We start from the raw sequence: 26,296 nt of genomic DNA on the forward strand, positions 1-26,296 counted from the left end.
ATGACTTACAACACACAGTAAAGCAATCGTTGAAGACAATGATGCTCGCGTTCACTATACGGTTACGAGACAACAACTCTTGTAACACACGAACACCTTCAGTGGTGCTCATGATCGCCTGATGGCGGTGGTGGGTGCGGCGGAGGGGTTTGCACTACGGCATTCTTCTGGAGCACTTTGTTGTTTCGAGACTGTTACGGCGGTCATAGCGTGGGGGAAACGCCCGGTCCCATACCGAACCCGGAAGCTAAGGCCCACTGCGCCGATGGTACTGCACTCGTGAGGGTGTGGGAGAGTAGGTCACCGCCGGACTTAACTTAGTATGATGGTTTGAGGCCCTTGCACCTGTTGGTGTGGGGGCCTCACCTGTTTAAGCCTTCGGCGCATATACGAGCGACGTCCTTCGGGCTAGCGATCTAATAGATACAGTGAATAATAGGTACTGCTAGATCCGCTATATAGGGAGCCCCTCGTTGACGACAGATGCGCTGAAATATCGTGATGATTCCATCCGCCCCCAGGACGACCTCTACCGTCATTCGAACGGAAAGTGGTTCGAATCGGCTTCCATCCCGAGCGATCAAGGGCTCTACGGATCTTTCATGGAACTTCGCGACGACGCTGAAGACGCGGTCCACGCGATCATTACAGATGCAGTCAAAGCGCACGAATCCGGATCAGAACTAGCGGGTCCGTCACAGCGTATCGCCGATTTGTACGGTAGTTTCATGAACGAAGAAGTCATCGAACAGCGCGGCGCCGATCCGGTCGCCGAATACCTGCAGGCAATTTCGAACGTTTCAGATGTCGAATCCCTGCTTGAGCTTTCTGGCTCCTTCTATCGCAAGGGCATAAGTGGCTTCCTTGCCTCGGGAGCAATGAACGATGCCGGAAACCCGGAACGAAACCTGTTGACCTTCTTGCAGGGCGGTCTTGGGTTGCCAGATGAGTCCTATTACCGCGAAGAACAGTTCGCACAGACCGTCTCCGACTATGAAGAACACCTAACCCGGCTGCTGGCGCTCGGCGGCATTCCCGACCCTGCGCAGGCGGCTGCCTCCGTGACTGCGTTGGAGACCAAGATAGCCAGTCATCACTGGGATCGGGTCAAGGTCCGTGATGCTCAGGCACGCTATAACCTCATGACCGAAGAAGAAGTCTTCAAGTTGTTCCCCGGCCTGCGCACCTGGCTGAAGGGCGCCGGGATCGAATCGAAGTACTCTGCCGAGGTAGTATTTTGGCAGCCAAGCTACTTCGAAGCGCTCTCCGGACTGCTCAGCGCAGAACCCCTGGAGAGCTGGAAGAACTGGCTCACCGTTCAGGCGCTGCGTTCCTTCGCACCATACCTGTCCAGTGCGTTTGTCAATGAGAATTTCTCTTTCTACTCGGCCAAGCTCGGTGGGGTGGAAACGCTGAAGGAACGCTGGAAGCGCGGCGTCTCCTTCACCGAAGACGGCGTAGGCGAGGATATTGGTCAGCTCTATGTGGCCAAGCACTTCCCGGAAGAAGCCAAGCACGCGATGGACGCACTGGTTGAGCGGCTTATCGAGGCCTACCGCATATCGATCTCGAATCTGCCGTGGATGGGAGCGGAGACCATCGAGAAGGCCCTTGAGAAGCTGTCGATGTTCCGGCCTAAGATCGGCTATCCGAACGAGTGGATCGATTACTCCTCAATCGAGACCGATCCGGTGGACGTCATCGCCAACCTTGCGGCGGCGAACGAATTCGAATTCAAGCGCGAGCTGAAGAAGATCGATGACGGGGTGGACCGCGAACTCTGGTTCATGTATCCGCAGACCGTCAACGCCTACTATCATCCGCTGCTCAATGAGATCGCCTTCCCAGCTGCCATTTTGCGCTTGCCATTCTTCGACAAGGACCGTGACGTCGCCTCGAACTTCGGGGCGATCGGTGCGGTCATCGGACACGAGATCGGCCATGGGTTCGATGACCAGGGCTCACAGTATGACGGAACCGGCCAGCTGACCAACTGGTGGACCGAGGCGGACCGCGAGGCTTTTGAGCAGCTCACCGGCAAGCTGGTCGACCAGTACAACGCTTTGCGCCCCACCGAGGCACCGGACCACCAGGTGAACGGGGAACTGACGCTCGGGGAGAACATTGGTGACCTCGGAGGGCTCGGCATCGCCTACCGGGCCTACAAGCTTGAGCTGGCCGCCCGCGGCATCGAAGAGGACGAGATAATCAACGGTGTCACCGGCGATCAGCGCTTCTTCTACTCCTGGGCCGAGTGCTGGCGCACGCTGATCCGGCCGGAGACCGCAGTGGTGCGTGTGACCACCGACCCGCACGCGCCGGGCGAGTTCCGCTGCAATCAGGTGCCGAAGAACCTGACTGCCTTCCACGAGGCCTTTGACACCAAGCCGGGCGATGGAATGTGGCTTGATCCGGCAGATCGAGTGACCATCTGGTAGTACCAGGCAAGGCGCAGGGAGCAATCTCTGCGCCTTGAATTCGTTAAGGCGCGCAGATCACCGTGTAAGGCGCATCATGATCCTGCCAAATGACTAAGAATGGCACGTAGAATGGACTATTGTGACTTCCCAAAATAATTCCGCAGATAGCACCGATCCAAACGACCAGCGTCAGGTCCGCATCGATAAGCGCAACGCCCTGCTGGCAAACGGCGAGGAAGCCTTCCCGGTTGGGGTGGCACGCACTCATAGCCTGCAGCAAGTCCGCGAACAGTTCCCGGAGCTCGAGCCAGATCAGGCGACCGGCGTCAAGGTCGGCATTGCCGGACGTATCGTCTTTATGCGCAATACCGGCAAGCTCTGCTTCGCCACCGTGCAGGAGGGCGGCCCGAAGGGCGCCGGCACCCGCCTGCAGGTTATGCTTTCGCTGGCAAATATCGGCGAAGAGCGCTTGGCCCAGTGGAAGTCCCTGGTCGACCTCGGTGACCACGTATTCGTGACCGGCGAGGTAATTTCTTCGCGTCGCGGCGAACTGTCGGTGATGGCAGATGGCTTCGAAATGGCTTCCAAGGCCCTGCGCCCGTTGCCAGTGCTGCACGCAGACCTGAATGAAGAAACCCGTGTGCGTCAGCGCTATGCGGATCTGATCGTTCGCAACGAAGCCCGCGAAATGGTGTACAAACGCGCGGCGATCATCCGTGCGGTGCGCAGCACCCTCGAGGACCACGAGTACGTCGAGGTAGAGACCCCGATGCTACAGCTGGTGCACGGTGGAGCCTCGGCCCGCCCATTCAAGACTCACTTGAACGCCTTCGATCAGGAAATGACCATGCGCATCGCCTTGGAACTGTACCTCAAGCGTGCAGTGGTTGGCGGCGTGGACAGGGTCTTCGAAATCGGCCGCATCTTCCGCAACGAGGGCGTGGACTCCACGCACTCGCCGGAATTTACCATGCTTGAATGCTACGAAGCCTACGCAGACCAGTACGTGATGGCGGAGCGCATGCAGCAGATGATTCTCAACGCGGCGGATGCCATCGGCGCCGGTCGCACCATCGAGACCGCAAACGGCACCATCAACCTGGACGGCGAATGGCGCTGGTTGAGCGTGTACCCGGGCCTCTCCGAAGCCGTGGGCGTGGAGATCACCCCAGAGACCGACGCCGAGGTATTGCGTGGCGTCGCCGAAAAGCACCAAGTCAAGATCGACCCGTCGTGGAGCGCGCAGAAGCTTGTCATCGAATTATTCGGCGAGATCGTCGAGCCGAAGCTGATCGACCCGACCTTCGTCTGCGATTACCCGCCACTGGCCCAGCCACTGGCGCGGCCACACCGTTCAAAGCCCGGCGTCATTGAAGCGTGGGACTTGATCATCGGTGGCATGGAGCGCGGTACCGCGTTCTCCGAGCTGATCGACCCAGTCATCCAGCGTGAGCGCCTGACCGAGCAATCGTTGTTGGCTGCCGGTGGCGACCCGGAAGCAATGCAACTGGATGAAGACTTCCTGCGCGCACTGGAGTACGGTGCCCCACCAATGGGTGGTATCGGATTGGGCATCGATCGACTGGTTATGCTCTTCACAGACCTAGGAATTCGCGAAACGATCCTGTTCCCATTACTCAAGCCGGAGGCATAAATCCCATGCCATATGTAGAGGCAATTGTTCCAACTATCGTGCTGGGGCTCATATTTTGGTACGCGATCAAGGCGATTTCAAACGCAGATCGGAATGAGCGCAAAGCCCAGGCCGAAGCCGAAGCTAAAATCGCACATCATGGTAATTCAGAAACCAGCACGTCCGGGAATTAGGATAATCCTAGTAATTACCTCTTAATTGTTTGATGCGTTCGAATTTATTGCAAAATCTGACTATACTTGATTTTTGCAATGAACTTTGAGTTCTTATGGACTTAGTTCAGCAAATCCACGCATGGAGGAATAAGAATAATGGCACGTCAGGTTCAGATTGCCCTGATTGACGACATTGATGGCAGCGAAGCGGTTGAGTCGATTTCGTTCAGTATTGCTGGTCAGCACTACGAGATTGACTTGAACTCGGAGCACGCCGACGAATTCCGTGCGGCCCTGGAGCCATATATCGAAGCTGCGCGTTCGGCGAAGCAAAGCAGTGCGAGTGAGGCTCCTGCAATTCGCGCATGGGCCAAGGAAAACAACATTAAGGTCAACGCCCGCGGGCGTTTGAATGCTGATGTTGTTGACGCCTATAACGCAGCTATGCGCAAGGGTGGCCGGGGTCGCGCCAAGTAATTCACTAGGTGTTGAATTAGTCTCGGCAAAGGGCCGGAGTATCGAAAGGTACTCCGGCCCTTTGCTTGTATCACGAGCAGATTACGATGATTTTGTTTGGTGCACCAATCAAAATCATTTGCTTGAAGATAGAACGAATAAATTGACGATAAAATTTGCCTGACAGATATTGGTTTGCCATTCGAATAATCCGTCATCTAGCCCTGCGGGTTATCCCTATGGCGAACAAGGGCGCATTGTGGCCCCGCGGTGCGTAGCATCGAATTATTGGTAAGCAAGGAGTGTGCCGAAGATGTTTGAGAGATTTACCGACCGTGCCCGTCGAGTTGTCGTGCTCGCCCAAGAAGAGGCGCGCATGCTCAACCACAACTACATCGGCACCGAGCACCTGCTGCTCGGTCTTATCCACGAAGGTGATGGGGTCGCCGCCAAGGCGCTCGAATCGCTGAATATTTCGTTGGGTGCCGTGCGTGAGCAGGTGCAGGAGATTATCGGAAAGGGCCAGCAGGCACCTTCCGGTCATATCCCCTTCACTCCACGCGCCAAAAAAGTTTTGGAGCTCTCGCTGCGTGAAGCGTTGCAGCTGGGGCATAACTACATTGGAACCGAGCACATCCTGCTCGGCCTGATCCGCGAGGGCGAGGGCGTCGCAGCCCAGGTGCTGGTGAAGTTGGGTGCCGACCTCGGTCGCGTGCGCCAACAGGTCATCCAGCTGCTCTCGGGCTACCAGGGAAGCAAGGACACCGCCTCGGCTGGTGTCAGCTCCAGTGGCCAGCAGGAGGGAACTCCTGCCGGTTCGGCAGTGCTGGATCAGTTCGGCCGCAACCTCACCGCAGCCGCCCGCGAGGGCAAGCTGGACCCGGTGATCGGTCGCGAGCACGAGATGGAACGCGTTATGCAGGTCCTCTCGCGCCGTACTAAGAACAACCCGGTCTTGATCGGTGAACCTGGTGTCGGCAAGACCGCGGTTGTCGAGGGCTTGGCCCAGGCGATCGTGCGTGGCGACGTGCCGGAGACCATCAAGGACAAGCAGCTGTACACCCTGGACCTCGGTTCGCTGGTGGCTGGCTCGCGTTACCGTGGTGACTTCGAAGAACGCCTGAAGAAGGTGCTCAAGGAGATCCGCACCCGCGGGGACATCATCTTGTTCATCGACGAGATCCACACCCTGGTGGGTGCCGGTGCCGCCGAAGGCGCAATCGACGCGGCTTCGATCCTGAAGCCGATGCTGGCCCGCGGCGAGCTGCAGACCGTTGGCGCCACCACCTTGGATGAGTACCGCAAGAATATCGAGAAGGACGCGGCGCTTGAGCGTCGTTTCCAGCCGATTCAGGTCAAGGAGCCTTCGGTCGAGCTGACCACGCAGATCCTGCGCGGCCTGCGTGACCGCTACGAGGCGCACCACCGCGTGTCCATCACCGACGGTGCCCTGCAGGCTGCCGCCACGTTGGCGCACCGCTACATCTCGGACCGATTCCTGCCGGATAAGGCCGTTGACCTGATCGACGAGGCGGGTGCACGACTGCGCATCCAGCGCATGACCGCCCCGCCGGCGCTGAAGGAAATGGACGAGGAAATCGCCACCGTGCGACTGGAGAAGGAAGCTGCGATCGATGCGCAGGACTTCGAAGGTGCCGCTTCGCTGCGCGACAAGGAGTCCAAGCTCATCGAGGCCCGGAACGAGAAGGAAAAGTCCTGGCGCAACGGCGACCTGGATGAAATCTCCGAGGTCACCGAGGATCTTATTGCCGAGGTGCTAGCTAACTCGACCGGTATTCCGGTAGTGAAGCTGACCGAGGAAGAGTCCACGCGCCTGATGAACATGGAAGAAGAGCTGCACAAGCGTGTCGTCGGACAGGACTCGGCGATCAAGTCGATCAGCCAGGCGATCCGCCGTACCCGGGCAGGCCTGAAGGATCCGAACCGCCCCGGCGGCTCGTTCATCTTCGCCGGCCCGACCGGCGTGGGCAAGACCGAGCTGGCCAAGGCGCTGGCCGAATTCCTCTTCGGTGAGGAAGACGCGCTGATCACCTTGGACATGTCCGAGTACTCCGAGAAGCACACCGTGTCGCGACTGTTCGGTGCCCCTCCGGGCTACGTCGGTTACGAAGAGGGCGGCCAGCTGACCGAGAAGGTGCGCCGTCGGCCATTCGCCGTCGTGCTCTTCGACGAGGTGGAGAAGGCCCACGCGGACCTGTTCAACTCCTTGCTGCAGATTCTGGAAGACGGCCGACTGACCGACTCCCAGGGTCGCGTGGTGGACTTCAAGAACACCATCATCATCATGACCACCAACCTCGGTACCCGCGACATCTCCAAGGGTGTGATGACCGGTTTCCAGTCCGCCTCGGACACCAAGACCGGTTACGAGCGGATGCAGGCCAAGGTCCAGGAGGAGCTGCGCCAGCACTTCCGCCCGGAATTCCTGAACCGTGTTGATGACACCGTGGTCTTCCCGCAGCTGAGCCAGGATGAGATCGAAGAGATCGTTGATCTGTTCATCGCACGCCTGTCCAAGCGCTTGGACGACCGCGGCATGACCATCGAGCTGACCCAGGCTGCACGCAGCCTGCTCGCCGAGCGCGGTTACGATCCTGCAATGGGTGCACGCCCGCTGCGCCGCACGATCCAGCGCGATATCGAGGACCAGCTCTCCGAGCGAATCCTGTTCGGGCAGATCGTCACCGGCCAGAAGATCACCGTGGACGTCGAAGGCGAGGCGGAGACGCGCAAGTTCGTCTTCCACGCCGAGGGCGGCAACGGCCAGCTGGAAGGCGAGCCGGCACCGGCGGCGCTGGAAAGCTAAGATGAAGCATTAAGCACCGCGGGTGCGGCTTCCGGAGAAATCCGGAATCCGCACCCGCGGTGCTTTTTATTTAGTTTCCGACGGCCTTCGCCACCAGCGCGGCGAGCATCGCGGCCTGCTGGTCGTTCAACCCGGTGATCGCGAATGAGGTGGGCCACAGCGTTCCCTCATCGAGCATCGCCACATCGTTGAATCCGAAGGTCAGGTAGCGGGCCTCGAACTTCTTCGCATCCTGGATGAAGCACAGCACCTTGCCATCGAGCGCGTAGGCGGGCATGCCATACCAGAGCTTCGGCTCCAGTTGCGGCGCGGTGGCGGTGATGAGTTCGTGCAGGCGCTGGGCCAGTTCCTTGTCCGTACCCTCGAAGGAGTCGATCTTCGCTTCAAGATCCTTGCGCGCCTGCTCCTGCTTCTCGGCCTTGGTCATGCGCTTCTTCGGCGCCTTTACCTCGGCCGCGCGTTCCTTGATGGCGGCCTTCTCGGCGGCGCTGAATCCCGACTGGTCTGTATCCGGCATGCTTTTCTCCTAGGAAACCTGGTTGATGCGAACCATATTGCCCGAGGGATCGCGGAAGGCGCAATCGCGTGGCCCCCACAGCTGGTCCACGGGCTCTTGCAATACCTCCGCACCGCTGGCGCTCAGCGATTCGAAGAGCGAATCCACGTCGGGAACCGAAAGCACCAAACCGCCCAGCGCACCCTTGGCGATAAGCTCCCCGAGGGCAGCGGCGTCTTCTGCGGAGCGCCCCGCGCCCGGAGCGGAAAGCACCAAGTTCAGCCCGGGCTGACCCGATACTGCGAGGGATACCCATCGGAACCTGCCGTGAGCCACATCGGAGGCGACCGCTAAACCGAGCGCGTCACGGTAGAAAACCAGCGCCTCATCAACGTCGAGAACCGTCACGGGAACATACTGCACACTAATATTTGTCATGATTTCAGCCTAGCGGCGGGATTTCTGCCCGGCTTCTTCAAAACTGCTCAGAATCGCGGCGGACGCAGCAGGATCTTGGCGATGCAGGCGGGAATCTCTTCCGTCGCCGAATGCTCGCGCTCGCGGTAGGCCGAAGGGGACTGCCCGACCACCTCGGTGAACCGGCTGCTGAAAGAACCCAGCGAGCTCCAGCCGACCTGCATGCAGGCATCCGTCACCGACACCCCGGCGCGCAGCAGGTGCATGGCCCGCTCGATACGCCGGGTCAGCAGGTAGGAATACGGTGTTTCGCCATAGGCGCGCTTGAACTCGCGGGAGAAATGCGCGGGGGACATCAGCGCACGAGCGGCCATGGCCGGCACGTCCAGGGGGTCGGCATACCTGCGGTCCATCAGGTCGCGGGCCCGGCGCAGGTGGGCGAGTGTCTGCAAATCCATTTAGGCACGCTTTCGGAAGACCAGATACAGCCCCAAGAGCACGCAGCACAGGTAAATTCCGATGACCGCAATCCACCCGGCGGTGAAGCCGCCAGGGGAGGAGATCAGCGCGCCCATCAGCAATGGGCCAAAGGTGAATCCGGCGAATTGGCCGGCCGAGACGATGCCGGTGGCACTGCCCAGGGAAGCCGCGGGAACTGCGCGCAGCAATGCCGCCATCAGTACCACCGAGACGCCCAGCGCCGCCGCACCGTGCAGGATCACCGCCAGCCACAGCAACCAGGCCGAGTGCTGAACCTGCGCTTGCCAAAATGTCAGTCCTCCGGTGGTAGCCAGCAGCGCCAGGGTGAGCAGCAGTTTCGGCGCGGAGACCCCGCGTCCCATCAGCGCGCCCCAGCCGATGCGGGCGCTGACCCCGAAGGCGCCGGCCACCGCGGCGGTCAGTCCGCCCAGCAGCAGTGAAAAGTCCAACTCGCGCACCGCGAAGAGCGGAAGGTACACGTTCGTCGCCTGCACCCCCAAGCCGTTGACGAAGCCGAAGACGGTCAGCGTGACGACGATGAAACGGGTGGACGGGCCGGTAGCGGCTGCCGAGTTCTCCCGCTTGACGCTCGGGGCGGCCGGCAGCATGGCGGTGGCGTCGAGCAGCTTCACCGCGAGCACACCGAGCACCCCTGCCAGCACCGCGCCGGCCAGCGAGGCGCCGCGCCAACCCACCCAGGCTGCCAACAGCGGGAACCCCAAGCTGCCCACCAGCTGGCTGACCTGCACCCCGGATTGCTTGACCCCGGTCCAGGTGATGCGCTGGGCACCGGGCACGCGTTGGACCAGCACCCGGTTGGTGACCCCATTCGGGAATGACTGGGCGAACCCGGCGAGCATCGCGGCGATCAGCAATACCGCGTATCCGCCGGGAAGCGCAACGAGCGCCAGCGCGGCCGCGGCCAGGCCGAAGATGATGATGAACAGGGTGGTGTCTTTTTGCCGGTCCGCGAAGGAGCTGAAGGCAGCGTTGCCGACAGCCGCGCAGCCGAAGCATACGGTAGCCAGCAAACCGAACTGCGCCTCGCTGATGTGCAGGTCGCGGATGACAAGGTCACTGGTCGCGCTCAACCCGTAGGTGAACAGCGGTGCAATGCCCACCGCTGCGAGGAGTACCAGCAGCAGGCCGGCTCCGGGTTTGGCCATATGCCGTTGCATGATGCTCCCTGATTTGTGCTTGTCCGTCCTTAGTGTTGCATATTGCCTAGCTGATATGTCACAAAAAAGACGTGAACGCTTGGGTGGCGTTGATCGCGCGAATAGTATTTGGCAGGTGAATACTTTTACCGTCCGTTCAGCCCGTACCAGCGATGTCGCCAAGATCAGGGATCTTGTGCGGCCCTTGGCGGTGGACCGGATTCTGCTGGATAAGGAGTCGGTGACCTATTACGAGTCAATCCAGGAGTTCGTGATCGCCGAAGACGCAGGCGGGGAGGTAGCCGGCTGCGGCGGCCTGCACGTGATCTGGGAGGATATCGCCGAGATCCGCACCCTCGCCACCGGCGCCCGGTACCGCGGGCAGGGGGTGGGGCATGCACTCATCGAGGAATTGCTGCGCCGGGCCAAGGCCGTCGGAGTTTCCCGGGTCTTCTGCCTGACCTTCGAGGTGGCCTTCTTCGAACGCCACGGGTTCACCGTCATGGAGGACCAGTCGGCGGTAGACCATGAGGTGTATCAGGAACTCTTGCACTCACGGGATGAAGGCGTCGCGGAATTCCTGGATCTGGCCCGCGTGAAGCCCAATACGCTGGGCAACACTCGAATGATCTTGGCCTTCTAGTCCATCGAGTCGAAGCGCGCGCGGAAGAACAGGTAGAGGGCGTAGGCCAGCAATCCGACGCCGATAGCCGCGAGTACCGGTGGCCCGAAGCTTTGCTCGCCGATCGCCTTCAACGCCCCGTCCACCCCGGTGGCCTCGTCGGGGTCCTGCTGGATCGTTGAGCTGATGAACAGCAAGCCGAGGGCCGCGAGCACCAGGGCCTTGGCCACATAACCGATGGTTCCGCTGAGCTTGATGGCGGGGGAGAACTTTGTTCCGCCCGAGGCCGAGAGGTCGGCTAGGAACCTTCGGGTCACACCCTTGTAGGCGTAGTAGCCGGCCATGGCGATCAGCGCCAAGCCCAAGAGGATCAGCGCGATCCGCCCGAGCGGATGGCCCATCAGTTCGGCGCTGAAGCTGCTTGCCGTCTGCCCGGAGTCGCTCCTGCCGCCGAGCGCGTAGCGGCCGAAGGTGGCGCCGACCACGATGAAAACCAGGCCCGTGGCCACATATTTGAGCCGGCCAAAAAGCTTCTCCTGCTCGAAAAAAGCCTGCCCGAGATGCCAGAATCCCAGCAGCGAGGCCCCGGCGGCGCAGACCCACAGCAGCACCTCGCCGAAGGGTTGCGCGGCAAGCGCCTGCAGTGCACCGCTCTGGTCGGCTTCCGCCGAACCGCCGGTTGCCAGGAGGACCGCGAGCAGGCCCAGGGCCCCATGCAGCAGGCCGTTCGCGGCGTAGCCCAAGCGCGCGGCACGCTCAAACCAGGGGTGATCGGCCGCCATGCGGGCGGCGTGAACTGCGTCGGCTGAACCTTTCATAGGCACAGCATAAGTTGGCCGGAGGCCGAATGCGAGACACGGCGCGCACCGGGTCAGCTTGGCAGGCGCACCCCGTCTGCATCGTCAATCGCCAGCCCGTCGCGCAGCAGCCCGGCCAACGCGCGTTCACGCTGCTCGAGCGGTGCCTCGAGTTTTCCTAGCGCAACGAACTTTGCGTGCTCCTGGCGCGCGAGGTCGGCGAGGAAAGTTTCGCGTCGCACTGGTTCTTCGTGTTCGCGCAGGACCGCCATGATCGCCCCGCGCACCTGCCGGTCGGTGCCCTTCCAGGCTTGCCCCTTGGGCACATAGTGCGGGGCCGGCTGCCCTGCCTTGATCCACGCGCAGTGCTCGAAAACCGGGCAAGCCTCGCATTGCGGGGAGCGGGCGGTGCAGATCAGCGCGCCGAGTTCCATCACCGAGATGTTCCAGCGGTTCGCGGTTTCGGTGTCTTCGGGCTGCACCTGGCGGGCGCGGGCGAACTCGCTGGCCCGCGGGTTCGGTTCGGGCAAGGCCATCGCGCCGAAGAGCCGGGCGTGCACCCGGCGGATGTTCGTGTCCACCACCACGGTGCGCTGCCCGTAGGCGAAGCAGGCGATCGCCGCGGCGGTGTACTCGCCCACGCCCGGCAGGGCACGCAACCGCTCTTCGGTTTCGGGGACGACGCCGTTGTATTCGGTGGTAATTTCAATGGCCGCCGCATGCAAGCGCATGGCGCGGCGCGGGTAGCCTAGGCGCCCCCACGCTTTGAGCGCCTCGGAGAGCGGTTCGGCGGCAAGGTCTTGGGGCCGCGGCCAGCGGCGCATCCACTCTTCCCAGACGGGCTGCACCCGTACCACGGGGGTTTGCTGCAGCATGAATTCACTGACCATGACGGCCCATCCGGTGACCCCGGGGCGTCGCCAAGGAAGGTCGCGGGCGTTGGCGGAGTACCAGTCATTGATCTGGCGGTGGATTTCTTGCACGTACTCCACTCTAAGCGAGCCGATTCACGGTGCGGAATCGGCCTGCATTACCGTGCTGCGGGCCAGCGATGAACTAGCCTTAAGCTATGAGCAATGCATCGGGGGCAAAATCGGCGGCGAGCGTATATCGCCGTCGGCGCATTGCCGTGGTCGCGATCGCGCTGGCTATTGTCGGTTTGCTGGTGTGGGGCACCGTTGCGCTGGCCGGAATCCTCGGGGCCAGCCCGGCAGGAGCTGGCGATCCGCAAGCCGCGCCGACCAACTCGGCAAGCCCCAGCGAATCAGCCGAACCGAGCTCGGACGGAAAATGCACGGTGGAAGAGATCGAAATCACCGCGCAGACGGATGCCGGTTCCTACGCCACCGACAGGCAGCCTGTGCTCATCCTCGGGATCGAGAATACCTCCAAGCGTGAGTGCGAGCTGAACGTGGGCACCACGCAGCAGGAATTTTTGATTACCAGCGGCAACGATCGGATCTTCTCCACGGTCGATTGCCTCACCGACGGCGAAGACGTACAGCTCATGATGAAGCCGGGGCAGAAAGAATCTGCGCGCTTCTCCTGGTCCCGGCAGCGTTCGGCCCCGGGCTGCAAGTCGGTCAACGTGCAGCCCCGACCTGGAACCTACAAGTTCACCGCGGCCTTGGGCGAAAACAACTCGGAGCCCGTCACCTTCCAACTGGACTAAATGTAGCGGTCCAGCAGCGAGGATTCGGCCATGCGGGCCAGCCCCTCGCGGATCGACCGTGCACGCTGTTCGCCAACCCCTTCGATTTCCATCAAGGACGTGGTCGAAGCGGCCATGAGATGCTGCAGGTTGTCGAAGGCGGCTACCAAGCGCTCGCCGATAGCCTTGGGCACCGTGCGGATTTGCGAGAGCAGCCGGTAGCCCTTCGGGGTGAGCTGGTCATCTTGGCTCACCGTCGCGTGCGGGAACAGGATCTTGGTCAGCGCCTCCAGCTCGATCAACTGCGAATCGGAAATCTCATGCAGCTTTTCAAGCGCCGCATCGATATCCAGCTCCGCGCCCTCGGCGTTGGAGTAATCACGCAGGATCAGCTGGTTGTCGGTCTGGATCCCGGCGAGCAGCTCGGCATGCTGAGCTGCCAGCAAGCGGCCATCCACCCCGAGTTCGAGCACGTGGCGGGAGATCTCTTCGCTGGTGCGCCGCAGCATCTCGGTGCGCTGCAACACCGCAAGCACCTCGCGCACCGTGGCAACGTCCTCGATTTCGGCTGCCGACAGGGCGCTGGTCACCTGATCCAGGCGGTGCCGATAGCGTTCCAGGGTGGCCACCGCCTGATTGCCGCGAGCCAGCAGCCGCCCGCTGGTTTCCAGCACGTAGCGCTCGCCGGCGGCATAGAGGGTGATGGTGTGCATCGACTGGGACACCGAAATCACCGGGAAACCTGTCTGCATCGCCACCCGCTCGGCCGTACGGTGCCTGGTGCCCGACTCCTGGGTTTCGATCACCGCGTCCGGCATCAGCTGCACGCCGGCTTGGAGCAGCTGCTTGCCGGTTGCGTCAAGAATGATCGCCCCGTCCATTTTCGCCAGTTCGCGGATCCGAGTCGGGGCGTATTCGGTATTGATGCGGAAACCGCCGGAGCAGATGGACTCGACCACCCGGTCGTGGCCGAGGACTATCAGCGCTCCGGTGCGTCCGCGCTGGATGCGTTCGAGACCTTCGGCAAGTTCGGTTCCCGGGGCGATGCGGGCCAGGGTGGAGAGCAATGCGGGGGTGGGGTGCAGTTTCACCGTGCGTCCTTTCAGCGGGCAGCAACCCCCATTTTATCGCGTGGAGTTCTGCCTTTGGGTAAAGGCGACATCCAGGGCCTCGGCGATCGACTCGACCTGGAAGACGCGGATGCCTGCCGGAATGTTTTTCAGCGGCTCGGGGGTGGCCGGAGCCATGGCGAAGGAGAACCCCAAGCGGGCCGCCTCGGTGATGCGGCGGGAGATCTCCGGAACCTGGCGGACCTCACCGGCCAGGCCCACCTCGCCGAAGGCGACGAAGTCCTGCGGGAGCGGGAATTCGTTCATCGAGGAAGCGATCGCCAGGGCGCAGGAGAGATCGGCAGCCGGTTCGGAGATTTTCACTCCGCCGACGGTGGCGATATAGGAATCCATGGAGGACAGATCCATGCGGGCACGCGCTTGGAGGACCGCGAGCACCATCTGCGCACGGGCCGGATCCAGGCCGCTGGTCGCGCGGCGCGGGGCCGGTGCGGTAGAGCGCGAAAGCAGCGTCTGCACCTCGGCGACCAGTGGGCGCCGGCCCTCCAAGGTCACCGTGATGCAGGTGCCGGGCACCGGATTGCGGGTTCGCGTTACGAAGAGTTTCGACGGGTCGGTCAGCGATTGGATGCCATCTTCATTCAAGTCGAAGCAGCCCACCTCGTCGGTAGCGCCGTAGCGGTTTTTCAGCGCGCGCAGGATGCGCAGCCGGGAATGCTTCTCCCCGTCGAATTGGCAGACCACGTCCACCAGGTGCTCGAGCAGGCGGGGGCCGGCTACCGAGCCTTCCTTGGTCACATGCCCGACCATGATGGTGGTCATCGCGCGGGTCTTTGCCGCGTTGATGATGGAGGCGGCAACCTCACGCACCTGCGAAACGCCGCCGGCGGAACCATCGATCTCGGCCGAGGAGAAGGTCTGCACCGAGTCCAAAACCAGCAGCTGCGGGTCGATCTCGCGGATCTGCCCGAGGGCCAAGGACAGGTCAGTTTCGGCCGCCAGGTAGAGATTGTCCGCGATGGCGTTGATGCGCTCGGCGCGGGATTTCACCTGCGCCGCGGATTCTTCGCCGGTTAGATAGAGCACGCGAAGCCCGGTCTGGGCGGCCTTCGCCGCGACGTCGAGGAGCAGCGTGGATTTGCCCACTCCGGGCTCGCCGGCGAGCAGGATCGCCGCGGCGGGCACCAAGCCGCCGCCAAGCACCCGGTCCAGTTCGGAGACGCCGCTGCTGCGGAAAGCCGCCGCGGAACCGTCAATTTCCGAGATGGGCTGGGCAAGGTTTGCGACCTTCGCCGCCGGGGCGGTGCGAGCGGTTACCGCGCCGACTTCCTCCACCGAACCCCAGGCCTGGCATTCGCCGCAACGGCCGACCCATTTGATCGTCGTCCAGCCGCATTCGGCGCATTTATAGCTTGCTGAAGACTTGCTGCGTGTCGAGGTCTTGGCCATGTACCAATGCTATCGAGGCCGGCGGACAATTCAGCTCAGGCGGGGCAGCGGCCCGACGGCTTCTTGGTGATCGCGGCCGGCGGCCTGCAGGAGGTCGACGACCAGCGGACGCAGGAGCAGCACCAGCCCTTCGCCTTGGAGCCCCTCGACGCCCAGCTCCCGCGGGTCAAGCTGGGCTGCCACGGCTTCGAGCTGGTGGCGTGCGGCCTTCTCGAATTTTCGCTGCCCCGCCACGGTGGGTTCGCGCACCGAATGGGCCATGGTGTTGACCGCCTCGGACACATCGCGCAGCAGCGGTGCCACATTCTGCGCCCCCTCGGCGGTCAGCGCGCCGTTGCTGAGCACCGAGGCTAGGCGGCGGGCGAAGACGCGGCTATTGCGCGCGGCACGGTCGTAGTGCTCCAGCCGCAAGGCCAGCCGGGCAAGTTCGTGCCGGTGCCTGCGCGCCGTGGGGGACAGGGTGGCGATTTCCTTGGCCACGCGGAAGGCCGACGGTAGCTTTTCGACGTGGCGTTGCGTGGCGCGCGCCTTGATCAGGGCATGGAAGGCCGAGCGGTGATCGTCGTCCCGCACCGCCCAGGAGCATTCGATCATCGCCTCGGAAAGTTCCTTGAGCAGATCCGACAGGGCGCCGATCGGGGTGCGCCGCGGATCGCTGGGCCATAGCACGATGATCAGCAGCGCCAGCACGGAACCGGTCATGGCGTCGAACGATCTGGCGAAGGGCCCGTCCGCGCTGATCGGCAGCAATACCACCAGGGCGGATTGCATGCCCAGCTGGGTGGAGAAGATCGCTCCCGAATCCAGGTAGCGGGCAACGACCAAGGACAGCGACATGACCGCCGCGGCCTGCCAGATGCCCTGCCCCCACCAGTGCATGAGCCCATCGCCCAGCGCCACGCCGAGCGTGCAGCCCAGGGCCACCTCGGCGGTGCGCCGGGTGGTGGTGGCGGCCCCGAAGCCCAGCGAGATCAGCGCGCTGGTGGCGGCGAAGATGGGATCCGTGTGCCCCCAGATCGCCGAGGCTATCCAGAACGCGCCGATTGCCCCCAGGGTCATGCGCAGGATGCGCGGCAGGGAATTGCGCGCGCGCACCAGCCCGGAACGGTTGCGTTGGGCCAGGAACTTGCTCACGCGTTGCGGAATTCGTGCTTGTGGCATGTGACTAGTGTTCCATGAGCCGCCGTGACGTGGAGCACTGGCAACGAGGTTATTGCGGCAGTGAGCGAGCTCACGGTGCGTTCGAAAGGTTGTTAACCTTTTGTTCACCTTCGCCGGGTCAGCTGGTTACCTCGGGCGTTTAACGTCGTATACGAAGCGTGGCAGATGTCCGCTGCTGGTCCTACTTAGATCATCGACAAATGGGGAGTTATACTCGTGAAGCTCAATCGTTTTGGCAGCGCAGCTGCAGTCCTTTCCGTCGCCGCGCTCGCGCTGACCGCCTGCGGATCCGACAACCCGACCGCAGCCGCTGGCTCCGAAGGTGCAGACAGCTCGGCGGCAGCCGGCGTCACCGGCACGCTGACCGGCATCGGCGCCTCCAGCCAGAACTCGGCCATGGAAGCCTGGATCACCGGCTTCAAGGCCGAGAACGCGGAAGCCAACGTGCAGTACTCGCCGGATGGCTCCGGCGCGGGCCGCGAAGCATTCCTCGCAGGCGGCGCGCAGTTCGCCGGCTCGGATGCCTACCTGAAGGCCGATGAAGCAGACAAGGCCAAGGAAGTTTGCGGTCCCGAGGGCGCATTCAACATCCCTGCCTACGTCTCCCCGATCGCGATTGCCTTCAACCTCGAGGGCGTCGAAGAGATCAACATGGATTCGGCAACCATCGCCAAGGTGTTCAAGAAGGAAATCACCAAGTGGAATGATGAGGCTATCGCCAGCCAGAACCCAGAAGTTGAACTTCCGGACACCGCCATCACCGTGGTCCACCGCAACGACGAATCCGGCACCACCGAGAACTTCGTCGAGTACCTCTCCGCCGCTGCCGGCGATGTCTGGGACTACGACGTTTCCGGTGACTGGCCAAGCGACATCCAGTCGGAGAACGCCAAGGGCACCTCCGGCGTGGTTTCGACCACCACCTCCACCGATGGTGCCATCACCTACGCCGATTTCTCCGCGGTAGGCAACCTGTCCACCGTAAACGTGAAGGTCGGCGAGGAATACACCAAGATCTCGGCCGAGGCGGCAGCCAAGGCGCTGGAGACCGCGACCCCAGTCGAAGGCGCAGCCGAGATCGATCTGGCGCTGGACCTGGAACGCGACACCACCGAAGCCGGCACCTACCCAATCGTGCTGCTTTCGTACCACATCTTCTGCACCACCTACGAAGATCAGGCTACAGTTGACCTGGTAAAGGCCTTTGGCAACTACGTGATCTCGGAAGACGGCCAGAAGACCGCTCAGGACTCGGCGGGCAACGCGCCAATCTCGGCGGCAATCGCCGAGAAGGCCGCGAAGTCGTTGGACGCAATCACCGTCGCCAAGTAGTAACAACGCAGCACCGCGTGGGCGGATCGAAGTGATTCGCCCACGCAACCCCCTCCACCCCACGACCTCGCAGTCGTAACCCCCTCCCTTGTAAAGGCTCCTGCCATGACTACCAATGCTTTGAAAAGCAAGTCATCGACCTCGGGTCAAGCGGGCGACAAGATCTTCTCCGGAACGGCATTAGCCGCCGGGGTGCTGATCCTAGTCACGCTGTTCGCCGTTGCGATCTTCTTGCTCATTCAGGCCCTGCCGACGTTTGTCGCCGATCCGGCCGACATTTCCGGCGGGGAAGGCTTCTTCGCCTACATCTGGCCGATTGTTATCGGCACCGTGATCGCCTCGGCGATCGCAATTCTCATCGCCACTCCCGTCGGTATCGGAGTGGCCCTGTTCATCTCGCACTTCGCCCCGCGTAAGGTCGCCGGCCCGCTGGGCTACGTCATCGACCTGCTGGCCGCGATCCCTTCGGTGATCTACGGCGCCTGGGGTTATATGGTGCTCGCCCCGGCACTTGTTCCGGCCTTCGAATGGCTGGCAGCGAACCTGGGCTTCATCCCGATTTTCGCCGGTCCTGCCTCGCAGACCGGTAAGACCATGCTCACCGCAGGCATCGTGCTGGCGGTCATGGTATTGCCGATCATCACCTCGCTGAGCCGCGAAATCTTCTTGCAGACCCCGAAGCTCCACGAGGAGGCGGCCCTGGCTTTGGGCGCCACCCGCTGGGAAATGATCACCACCGCGGTGATCCCCTTCGCCCGTCCGGGAATCATCTCCGCGGTCATGCTGGGCCTGGGGCGCGCGCTGGGTGAAACCATGGCGGTAGCCCTGGTGCTCTCCACCGGCAACCTGATCCCATCGCTGATCAAGACCGGCAACCAGACGATCGCGGCAGAAATCGCGTTGAACTTCCCCGAGGCTTTCGGGTTGCGTCTGGCCGAGTTGATCGCCGCCGGCCTGGTCCTGTTCATGATCACCCTGATCGTGAACATGATCGCCCGTGGCATCATCGCCCGGCACAAGGAATTCTCGGGAGCTAACTGATGAGTGTCATGACTGCCAACACCCAAGCGGCCCAGCCGACCCCGCCGAGCCGCAAGCGCAATTCGCTTTCCAAGGGAAAGCTGCCCCGCTGGGCGGTGCCCGCCACCGCGGCCGGCGCGATCATTGTCGGCGCCGCGTTCTCCACGCTGACCGGCTTCAGCGTGGCAACCTTCGCGATCTACTCGGCGGTGCTCTTCGTGATCGCCGGTACCGTGCTCACCTCGGTGGTCGAGGGCAGGCGCCAGGGCCGCAACGCCATGTGGACCTACCTGATCTACGGGGCCTTCCTGCTGGCGCTGATCCCGCTGGCCTCGGTGCTCTACACGGTGCTGGAAAAGGGATTGCCGGGGATGAACTCGCACTTCCTGTTCAGCTCCATGAACGGGGTCACCGGTGCGGTGGACAACCAGAGCGTAGCGGACGGCGCGCCGGTCATCGGCGGTGCCTACCACGCGCTGTTGGGCACGCTGATGATCACCTTGTGGGCTACCGTGATCTCGGTTCCGGTGGGCATGCTCACCGCGGTCTATCTCGTCGAATACGGGAAGAACGGAGTGCTGGCCAAGGCCATTACCTTCTTCGTCGACGTGATGACCGGTATTCCGTCCATCGTGGCCGGCCTGTTCGCCGCCGCGTTCTTCGGACTGCTCCTGGGTCCCAACGCCCGCATGGGCATCGTCGCGGCGGTAGCGCTCAGCGTGCTGATGATCCCCACGGTGGTACGCTCCACCGAGGAAATGCTCAAGATCGTTCCGAACGAGTTGCGCGAGGCGTCCTACGCGCTGGGTGTGCGCCGCTGGCGCACCATCTTGAAGGTAGTCATCCCGACCGCGATCTCCGGTATCGCCTCCGGCGTCACCCTGGCTATTGCCCGCGTGATTGGCGAGACCGCACCGATCCTGGTGACCGCAGGCATTGCCAGCAGCATCAATACGAACGTCTTCGCAAACTGGATGTCCACGCTGCCGACCTTCATCTACTACCAGATCCTGACTCCGACCAGCCCGACGAATATCGACCCTTCGGTGCAGCGCGCCTGGGCCGCTGCCCTGCTGCTGATCCTGATGGTGATGGCGCTGAACCTCGGTGCCCGATTGATCGCCTCGCTGTTCGCCCCGAAGAAGGGCCGTTGAGCCGCTAGGCTCCGGCACTCACCCCACTAGATTTTCAAGGAATACATCATGGCAAAACGTATCGACGTCAAAGATCTGAACGTCTACTACTCCAAGTTCCTCGCTGTTGAAGATATCTCGATCAACATCGAGCCAAAGTCCGTCACCGCGTTCATCGGCCCCTCGGGCTGCGGCAAGTCGACCTTCCTGCGCACGCTGAACCGCATGCACGAAGTCATCCCCGGCGGCCGCGTCGAGGGCGAGGTGCTGCTCGACGGCGACGACCTCTACGGCCCAGGCGTTGACCCGGTGACCGTGCGCAGCCAGATCGGCATGGTCTTCCAGCGTCCGAATCCGTTCCCCACCATGTCCATCAAGGACAATGTGCTGGCCGGAGTGAAGCTGAACGGCAAGAAGATCTCCCGCTCGGATGCGGACTCGCTGGTGGAGAAGTCCTTGCGCGGCGCGAACCTGTGGAACGAAGTCAAGGATCGTTTGGACAAGCCAGGCTCCGGGCTCTCCGGTGGCCAGCAGCAGCGACTGTGCATCGCGCGCACCATCGCGGTGAAGCCCGACGTGATCTTAATGGATGAGCCTTGCTCGGCGCTGGACCCGATCTCCACGCTGGCCATCGAGGACCTGATCAACGAGCTGAAGAGCGAATTCACCGTGGTGATCGTGACCCACAATATGCAGCAGGCCGCGCGCGTTTCGGATCGGACCGCGTTCTTCAACATCGCGGGCACCGGCAAGCCGGGCAAGCTCATCGAGTACAACGAAACCGCTGCCATCTTCTCCAACCCGGAGCAGAAGGCCACCGAGGATTACGTCTCCGGACGCTTCGGCTAAAGATTTCGTCTCCTGCCCCTATTGCGACGGGGCGGCAGACGGACCGGAAGGGGGGTCTTCCGGGGATCCTGGAGGGGATCACCGCCAGCGGCGCCATGCGAAAGCAAGGCGCCGCTGGTTTTTAAGCAATGATGTAAAGGTCGCTTGACTGTAAAGTAAGCTTGTCTGTAAAGTGAGGTTTACGTGCTAAGGGATTGAAGCAGGAGTTGAGATGAACACAAAAACCGTGGCCCAGTCCAAGTGGGGGCGATCGCGCTTCGGCGGCGGCTCGGCGGCGCTGATCATCACCAGCCTGCTGGTGGGGCTCGTGCTCTCCGCCGGCGGGGGACTGCTCTTCGCCAGGCTGAACTTCCCGGAAAATTTCGTAATGGCGGCCCTGGTCATGATGGCCGGCCTGCTGCCGGTACTTTCGGTAGCCTGCTGGGCGCTGCTGCTGGACCGAGATACCTTGCGCGGGGCCACTAAAAATCCCGAGATATCGGTGGAATCCCAGTGGTACGACAAGGCTGCAGTCGGGGTCTTCCAAGACCTTCTGCTCGTCTGCGGCCTGGGTGGCGCGGTGTTTTCCTTCCTGCAGTTCCAGGCGTCGATAGGACTGGTGCTAGCCGGCGTCGTGATGGTGGCCATGGTTGACTTCGCGGTTCGCTACTGGCTGATCAAGCGAGCTGAAGGGTAGTGGAAAACACCTTGCCCGCACGCCGCTTGGAGCGGGGCTTCTCCCAGCAGGCGCTCGCCGACGAGCTCGGAGTCTCCAGGCAAACGATCATTTCGCTGGAGAAGGGCCGCTATGACCCGTCTCTGCCGCTGGCGTTCAAACTCGCCGAAGTTTTCGGCTGCCGGATCGAAGACCTCTTCCAGCCTGACGCCAAGTAATAAATGAAGTCATGAGGATGCGCCGGAAGCAGACTTTAGGTTACGTTGGTATGTGACTCAGGGCACTTGCAAGAAAAGAGATACCGCAATGGGACGCAAGATCCTGCGACGGCGCATTATCCGCGCCACGCTGGGCGGTAGCAGCTTCGTCCGCGAGGAAAAGCTTGCCGGTGAAGAGCCATTGGAGATCCGCTTCGGATCCACCGCATTCACCACTTCGATGCGCACGCCAGGGGACGACTTCGACTTGGTCGCCGGCTTCCTGCACGCGGAGGGGATCATTGCGCGCTCCGAGCAGCTGACCGCCATGCGCTACTGCATGGGCACCGATGATGAGGGCAACCAAACCTATAACGTCATCGAGGCCCAATTGGGTTTCGGCGCCCAGCCGCCTGACCCGTCCGCGGCCCGCAACGTGGTGACCAGCTCGGCCTGCGGCATCTGCGGAACCAACTCCATCGACGAGGTCCGCAAGAAATCCAGCTACGAGCTCGATCCCGAAGCCGGGCGGCTGGAGCTCGCGGTGCTGTTGGCAATGCCGGACACCCTACGCGACTCCCAGAAGCTCTTCAGCTCCACCGGCGGGGTCCACGCCGCGGGGCTTTTCAGCACCACCGGTGAGCTGCTCATCCTGCGCGAAGACGTGGGGCGGCACAACGCGGTGGACAAGGTCATCGGCGCGGCGCTGCGTGATAACCGCCTGCCGCTGAGCCATACAATTCTGCAGGTTTCCGGACGCGCGTCATTCGAATTGGTCCAGAAAGCCGCCATGGCGGGAATCCCGGTGCTCAGCGCCGTCAGCGCACCTTCTTCGCTAGCCGTAGAGCTGGCAGATGAATGTGGCGTAACGCTGGCCGGATTCTCCCGTGGGAACAGCATCAACTTATACACTCATGCCCAACGCATTTTAGGCACTCAGTAGCTCAGTGGAGGAATACCATGCATCTCCCAGCCCCCAAAGATGACATCAATGAAGATGATCTCAAGGTCGGTGACCCCAAGCGCAGCGCCGCCGGCCTCAAGGCCGTCGCCGTTTCCTTGCAACGCGGCTTCGCCGAAGCAGGGGTAAGCCGCACCCTGCTTTCCATGGCGCGCATCAACCAGCGCGGTGGATTCGACTGCCCGGGCTGCGCCTGGCCCGAATCGATTACCGGGGCACGCAAGCCGGCAGAATTCTGCGAGAACGGTGCCAAGGCCATCGCCGAGGAGGCCAGCGCCCGCACCGTCACCCCGGAGTGGTGGGAGCAGCACCCGATCAGCGTATTGCGCGAAAAAACAGAATACTGGCTTGGCTCACAGGGGCGCATCAGCGCACCGATGATCATCCGTGCCGGAGATACCCACTACAAGCCGATTAGCTGGGCCGAAGCCTTCAGCACCATCGGTGAGCACGTCAACGCCAGCACCCCGGAGAAGTGCGTCTTCTACACCTCGGGGCGCACGGCAAACGAGACGGCGTTCATGTACCAGCTGCTCGCCCGTTCGCTGGGCACCAACAACCTGCCCGACTGCTCGAACATGTGCCATGAGTCCTCGGGCTCGGCCATGAATCCGACCATCGGCATCGGCAAGGGCACCGTCTCGCTGGAAGACTTCGACCACGCCGAACTGATCTTCGTGGTCGGCCAGAACCCGGGAACCAACCACCCGCGGATGCTCTCGGCGCTCGCCGACGCACGCAAGCGCGGTGCCAAGATCGTTGCGGTGAATCCGCTGCCCGAGGCCGGATTCTTTGGATTCAAAGACCCGCAGACCGTGGGCGGCATGCTCGGCAAGCCGAGCGAAATCAGCACGCACTTCCTGCAGATCAAGGTCGGTGGAGACCTGGCGCTCTTCCAGGCCTTCGGGCATCTCTTGCTTGCCGAGGAGGAGAAGAATCCGGGATCCGTGGTGGACCAGAAGTTCGTCGCCGAAGTGACCGACGGGTTCGAAGCCTACAAGAGCGCCCGCGCAGAACTGGATTGGGAAGCCACCGAAGAGGCCACCGGCCTGACCCGTGCGCAGATCACCGAGATCGCCGAACTGCTCATTGCTTCCAAGGCCTCCATCTTCTGCTGGGCGCTGGGCTTGACCCAGCAGCCGCACTCGGTGCCGACGCTGAAGGAAATCATCAACCTGCTGCTGCTGCAAGGCAACTTCGGCAAGCCGGGCGCCGGAGCATGCCCGGTACGCGGCCACTCGAATGTGCAGGGCGACCGCACCATGGGGATCTGGGAGAAGCCCACAGAAGAGCTCCTGGAGGCGCTGGATGCCGAATTCGGCATCGACTCCCCACGCGCCCATGGCTACGACTCCACGGAGGCGTTGGACGCCTTTGAGCAGGACGAGGTGGACGTGTTCGTCTCCATGGGCGGCAACTTCGCCCTGGCGAACTCGGAAACCGAGTTGCTCGAAGCGGGCATGCAGCGTGCCAAGCTCACGGTGCACATCTCCACCAAGCCAAACCGATCCCACGTGGTGCACGGGCAGACCTCGCTGATCCTGCCGACGCTGGGGCGCACGGACAAGGACGATAAGCACCCAAAGGGTGCGCAGTTCCTCTCCGTGGAAGACTCGATGTCGGTGATCCATTCGACCCAGGGCCGGCTCACCCCGGTCTCCGAGCACCTGCTGTCCGAACCGGTGATCGTGGCTCGCATGGCCCAAGCCATCCTGGGAGATGACCACGTCGTGAACTGGCGGGCCATGGCCGAGGACTATGACGTGATCCGTGATCATATCGCTCGGGTGCTGCCCGGGTTCGAGGACTTCAACCGACGGGTGCGCGAACGGAACGGGTTCGTGCTGCCCAACGCGCCACGCGATTCGCGCTCCTTCGCCACCGACATCGGCAAGGGGCGGTTCACGGTCTCGCCTTTCGAGGCGCTCAAGGCGCCGGAAGGCCACCTGATCTTGCAGACCATGCGCAGCCATGATCAGTACAACACCACGTTCTACGGACTGGATGACCGGTACCGTGGCATCAAGGACGGGCGTCGAGTAATCCTCATTCACCCGGAGGACCTGACCGAGATGGGGTTCAAGGACCGCGAATTGGTCGATGTGATCTCAACCTTCGCCGGCACCGAACGCCGGGCGAACAGGTTCCGTCTGGTGTCCTACCCGACGGCAAAGGGGTGTGCCGCAGCATACTTCCCGGAGGCCAACGCGTTGGTGCACCGCGGACTAGTCGCCCGCGAGTCCAACACTCCTGGCTTCAAGGCGATGAGCGTACGCTTCGTGCCGCATACCGAGCAGCCCGGCCCGACCTTGGATAGCTAGCCCACCGGGTCCATGGCAAGGGCCAGGATCGCCCCGGCAAGTATGCAGATTGCCGGGGTGGCGATCCAGTGCCCGTAGACCTTCACGACCCGGTACCAGACGACCGACTCGAAGGCCTGGTTCGCGCCGGCGCCGACAATCGAGCTGGTGACCGCCTGGGTGGTGGACAGCGGCAGGTGCAGCAGCATCGAGCCGACGTAGAGCATGGTTGCGGCAACGCCTTGGGCGACCATGCCACGCAGCGGATCAAAATTCACCAGCCGGCGCGAGAGCGTATAGGTGATCCGCCAGCCGCCGAGGAGCACCCCGAAAGACAGCGCCGAAGCGGCGATCAGCTGAATGGCCAAGGCCACCGGCCCCGGATCCATATGTCCGCCGGTGATGAGCACCAGGGTGATCGTTGCCGCGGTACGCTGTCCGTCCTGCAGCCCGAGGCCCAGCGCCACGGCGCAAGCCGCGATAGCCTGGCCCGCTCGGGAGCGGGTATTGACGTCTCTGGAAGTATCGTGGCGCATCAGCCAGGTTGCGGGGACCACCAGCAAGAAGGACGCGGCGTACGCGATGAGCGGGGTGACCAGCAGGGGGAGCAGCACGGAGCGGGTAAAAAGTTCCACCGCGCCGCCCAGCGACTCGTTGCCCAGCCAGGAGTTCGCCGCACCGGCACCGACCAACGCGGAGATTAACGCGTGCGTAGAGGAGACCGGTATGCCACGCCACCAGCAAAACAGCAGCCAGGCCCCGGCGGCCAAGAGCGCGGCGATCAACAACTTCATCCCGACGGTGTCTTCGGGCAGCTGCATATTCAGCCGGCTGATCAGCACCGTACTGAAGGTGGTGGTCGCCATGGTGCCGATGAAAGCGAACAAGGCGGCGGCACCGACGGCGATGCCCGGGCTCAGCGCGCGGGTGCGTACGGCCGCTGCGACGGCGGTCGAGGAGTCCCTGAATCCGTTGAGCACCGCATAACCCAGAGTTAATACGATGGCGATGGTGGTGAATAAGGGGAGCAAATCCAT

25 protein-coding genes and 1 rRNA gene are annotated in these 26,296 nt (G+C 62.5%); 16 read left to right on the plus strand and 10 right to left on the minus strand.

Features of this window, described 5'->3' with window-relative positions:
• The first annotated feature begins 195 nt into the window (after positions 1 to 195).
• From rrf to CQ015_RS07600, 6 genes are all read left to right on the plus strand, one after another.
• A 5S ribosomal RNA gene (gene rrf / locus CQ015_RS07580) occupies positions 196 to 312 on the plus strand.
• 161 nt (positions 313 to 473) lie between these two features.
• On the plus strand, positions 474 to 2,438 hold the full coding sequence (locus CQ015_RS07585; protein ID WP_105649776.1) for a M13 family metallopeptidase: 1,965 nt from the start codon (positions 474 to 476) through the stop codon (positions 2,436 to 2,438).
• Positions 2,439 to 2,559: 121 nt separating this feature from the next.
• A complete protein-coding gene (lysS, locus tag CQ015_RS07590; protein ID WP_105649777.1) occupies positions 2,560 to 4,074 on the plus strand; it encodes a lysine--tRNA ligase in 1,515 nt (504 codons plus the stop codon).
• 5 nt (positions 4,075 to 4,079) lie between these two features.
• The gene (locus tag CQ015_RS18925; RefSeq protein WP_181148467.1) at positions 4,080 to 4,247 is read left to right on the plus strand and encodes a hypothetical protein; all 168 of its coding nucleotides are present in this window, start codon (positions 4,080 to 4,082) and stop codon (positions 4,245 to 4,247) included.
• Between the two features lie 138 nt (positions 4,248 to 4,385).
• Positions 4,386 to 4,706, plus strand: a complete 321-nt coding sequence (locus tag CQ015_RS07595; RefSeq protein ID WP_105553659.1) for an Lsr2 family protein — start codon at positions 4,386 to 4,388, stop codon at positions 4,704 to 4,706.
• Positions 4,707 to 4,998: 292 nt separating this feature from the next.
• Positions 4,999 to 7,512 (plus strand): ATP-dependent Clp protease ATP-binding subunit, encoded by a 2,514-nt coding sequence (locus tag CQ015_RS07600; RefSeq protein ID WP_105553658.1) that lies wholly within the window; start codon positions 4,999 to 5,001, stop codon positions 7,510 to 7,512.
• 70 nt (positions 7,513 to 7,582) lie between these two features.
• On the opposite strand, the gene CQ015_RS07605 is transcribed toward CQ015_RS07600, so the two are convergent.
• From CQ015_RS07605 to CQ015_RS07620, 4 genes are read right to left on the minus strand one after another with little or no spacing between them, the layout of a single operon-like run.
• Positions 7,583 to 8,029: an iron chaperone gene (locus CQ015_RS07605; protein ID WP_105553657.1), complete on the minus strand. Its 447-nt coding sequence runs from the start codon at positions 8,027 to 8,029 to the stop codon at positions 7,583 to 7,585.
• Between the two features lie 9 nt (positions 8,030 to 8,038).
• Positions 8,039 to 8,446, minus strand: a complete 408-nt coding sequence (locus tag CQ015_RS07610; RefSeq protein ID WP_105649778.1) for a VOC family protein — start codon at positions 8,444 to 8,446, stop codon at positions 8,039 to 8,041.
• A 47-nt stretch (positions 8,447 to 8,493) separates the two neighbouring features.
• Positions 8,494 to 8,883 carry a helix-turn-helix domain-containing protein gene (locus CQ015_RS07615; protein WP_105553655.1) on the minus strand — a complete coding sequence of 130 codons (390 nt, stop codon included), beginning with the start codon at positions 8,881 to 8,883 and terminating at the stop codon, positions 8,494 to 8,496.
• Positions 8,884 to 10,083, minus strand: a complete 1,200-nt coding sequence (locus tag CQ015_RS07620) for a nitrate/nitrite transporter (protein WP_181150375.1) — start codon at positions 10,081 to 10,083, stop codon at positions 8,884 to 8,886.
• 115 nt (positions 10,084 to 10,198) lie between these two features.
• On the opposite strand from CQ015_RS07620, the gene CQ015_RS07625 reads away from it, so the two are divergent.
• The gene (locus CQ015_RS07625) at positions 10,199 to 10,705 is read left to right on the plus strand and encodes an amino-acid N-acetyltransferase (RefSeq protein WP_255248426.1); all 507 of its coding nucleotides are present in this window, start codon (positions 10,199 to 10,201) and stop codon (positions 10,703 to 10,705) included.
• On the opposite strand, the gene CQ015_RS07630 is transcribed toward CQ015_RS07625, so the two are convergent.
• Positions 10,702 to 11,502, minus strand: a complete 801-nt coding sequence (locus tag CQ015_RS07630; protein ID WP_105649779.1) for a DUF1206 domain-containing protein — start codon at positions 11,500 to 11,502, stop codon at positions 10,702 to 10,704. The two genes, CQ015_RS07625 and CQ015_RS07630, sit on opposite strands and share 4 nt — an antisense overlap.
• Before the next feature lie 53 nt (positions 11,503 to 11,555).
• Positions 11,556 to 12,464 (minus strand): A/G-specific adenine glycosylase, encoded by a 909-nt coding sequence (locus CQ015_RS07635; RefSeq protein ID WP_105649905.1) that lies wholly within the window; start codon positions 12,462 to 12,464, stop codon positions 11,556 to 11,558.
• 86 nt (positions 12,465 to 12,550) lie between these two features.
• On the opposite strand from CQ015_RS07635, the gene CQ015_RS07640 reads away from it, so the two are divergent.
• Complete coding sequence (locus CQ015_RS07640) at positions 12,551 to 13,153, plus strand: hypothetical protein (protein WP_105649780.1); 603 nt, start codon at positions 12,551 to 12,553, stop codon at positions 13,151 to 13,153.
• Here the strand turns inward: CQ015_RS07640 and disA are convergent.
• The 3 genes from disA to CQ015_RS07655 are packed head-to-tail and all read right to left on the minus strand — an operon-like array spanning position 13,150 to position 16,812.
• On the minus strand, positions 13,150 to 14,223 hold the full coding sequence (disA, locus tag CQ015_RS07645) for a DNA integrity scanning diadenylate cyclase DisA (protein ID WP_105553650.1): 1,074 nt from the start codon (positions 14,221 to 14,223) through the stop codon (positions 13,150 to 13,152). The two genes, CQ015_RS07640 and disA, sit on opposite strands and share 4 nt — an antisense overlap.
• Before the next feature lie 33 nt (positions 14,224 to 14,256).
• Positions 14,257 to 15,651: a DNA repair protein RadA gene (gene radA, locus CQ015_RS07650; RefSeq protein WP_096285969.1), complete on the minus strand. Its 1,395-nt coding sequence runs from the start codon at positions 15,649 to 15,651 to the stop codon at positions 14,257 to 14,259.
• A gap of 30 nt (positions 15,652 to 15,681) precedes the next feature.
• Positions 15,682 to 16,812, minus strand: coding sequence for an aromatic acid exporter family protein (locus tag CQ015_RS07655; RefSeq protein WP_096285967.1), 1,131 nt, complete (start codon positions 16,810 to 16,812; stop codon positions 15,682 to 15,684).
• Between the two features lie 216 nt (positions 16,813 to 17,028).
• Here CQ015_RS07655 and pstS point away from each other — a divergent pair, with 216 nt between their 5' ends.
• The 8 genes from pstS to CQ015_RS07695 all read left to right on the plus strand — a co-directional run bounded on the left by pstS (position 17,029) and on the right by CQ015_RS07695 (position 25,280).
• Positions 17,029 to 18,144 carry a phosphate ABC transporter substrate-binding protein PstS gene (pstS, locus tag CQ015_RS07660; protein ID WP_096285965.1) on the plus strand — a complete coding sequence of 372 codons (1,116 nt, stop codon included), beginning with the start codon at positions 17,029 to 17,031 and terminating at the stop codon, positions 18,142 to 18,144.
• 105 nt (positions 18,145 to 18,249) lie between these two features.
• Positions 18,250 to 19,185: a phosphate ABC transporter permease subunit PstC gene (gene pstC / locus CQ015_RS07665; RefSeq protein ID WP_096285963.1), complete on the plus strand. Its 936-nt coding sequence runs from the start codon at positions 18,250 to 18,252 to the stop codon at positions 19,183 to 19,185.
• Entirely contained in the window at positions 19,185 to 20,318 is a 1,134-nt protein-coding gene (gene pstA / locus CQ015_RS07670) for a phosphate ABC transporter permease PstA (protein WP_374955684.1), read from the plus strand. The genes pstC and pstA overlap by 1 nt, the downstream gene beginning before the upstream one ends.
• Positions 20,319 to 20,366: 48 nt before the next feature.
• Entirely contained in the window at positions 20,367 to 21,146 is a 780-nt protein-coding gene (pstB, locus tag CQ015_RS07675) for a phosphate ABC transporter ATP-binding protein PstB (RefSeq protein WP_096285961.1), read from the plus strand.
• Between the two features lie 211 nt (positions 21,147 to 21,357).
• Complete coding sequence (locus CQ015_RS07680) at positions 21,358 to 21,822, plus strand: hypothetical protein (RefSeq protein ID WP_105569837.1); 465 nt, start codon at positions 21,358 to 21,360, stop codon at positions 21,820 to 21,822.
• The gene (locus CQ015_RS07685; protein ID WP_105569836.1) at positions 21,822 to 22,019 is read left to right on the plus strand and encodes a helix-turn-helix transcriptional regulator; all 198 of its coding nucleotides are present in this window, start codon (positions 21,822 to 21,824) and stop codon (positions 22,017 to 22,019) included. The genes CQ015_RS07680 and CQ015_RS07685 overlap by 1 nt, the downstream gene beginning before the upstream one ends.
• An 88-nt stretch (positions 22,020 to 22,107) precedes the next feature.
• Positions 22,108 to 22,941, plus strand: coding sequence for a formate dehydrogenase accessory sulfurtransferase FdhD (gene fdhD / locus CQ015_RS07690; RefSeq protein ID WP_105553647.1), 834 nt, complete (start codon positions 22,108 to 22,110; stop codon positions 22,939 to 22,941).
• Between the two features lie 17 nt (positions 22,942 to 22,958).
• A complete protein-coding gene (locus CQ015_RS07695) occupies positions 22,959 to 25,280 on the plus strand; it encodes an FdhF/YdeP family oxidoreductase (RefSeq protein ID WP_105553646.1) in 2,322 nt (773 codons plus the stop codon).
• Here the strand turns inward: CQ015_RS07695 and CQ015_RS07700 are convergent.
• Positions 25,277 to 26,296: an inorganic phosphate transporter gene (locus tag CQ015_RS07700; RefSeq protein WP_105553645.1), complete on the minus strand. Its 1,020-nt coding sequence runs from the start codon at positions 26,294 to 26,296 to the stop codon at positions 25,277 to 25,279. The genes CQ015_RS07695 and CQ015_RS07700 overlap by 4 nt on opposite strands.

The organism is Arthrobacter sp. MYb221, assembly GCF_002979835.1.
Classification (GTDB): Bacteria; Actinomycetota; Actinomycetes; order Actinomycetales; family Micrococcaceae; genus Glutamicibacter.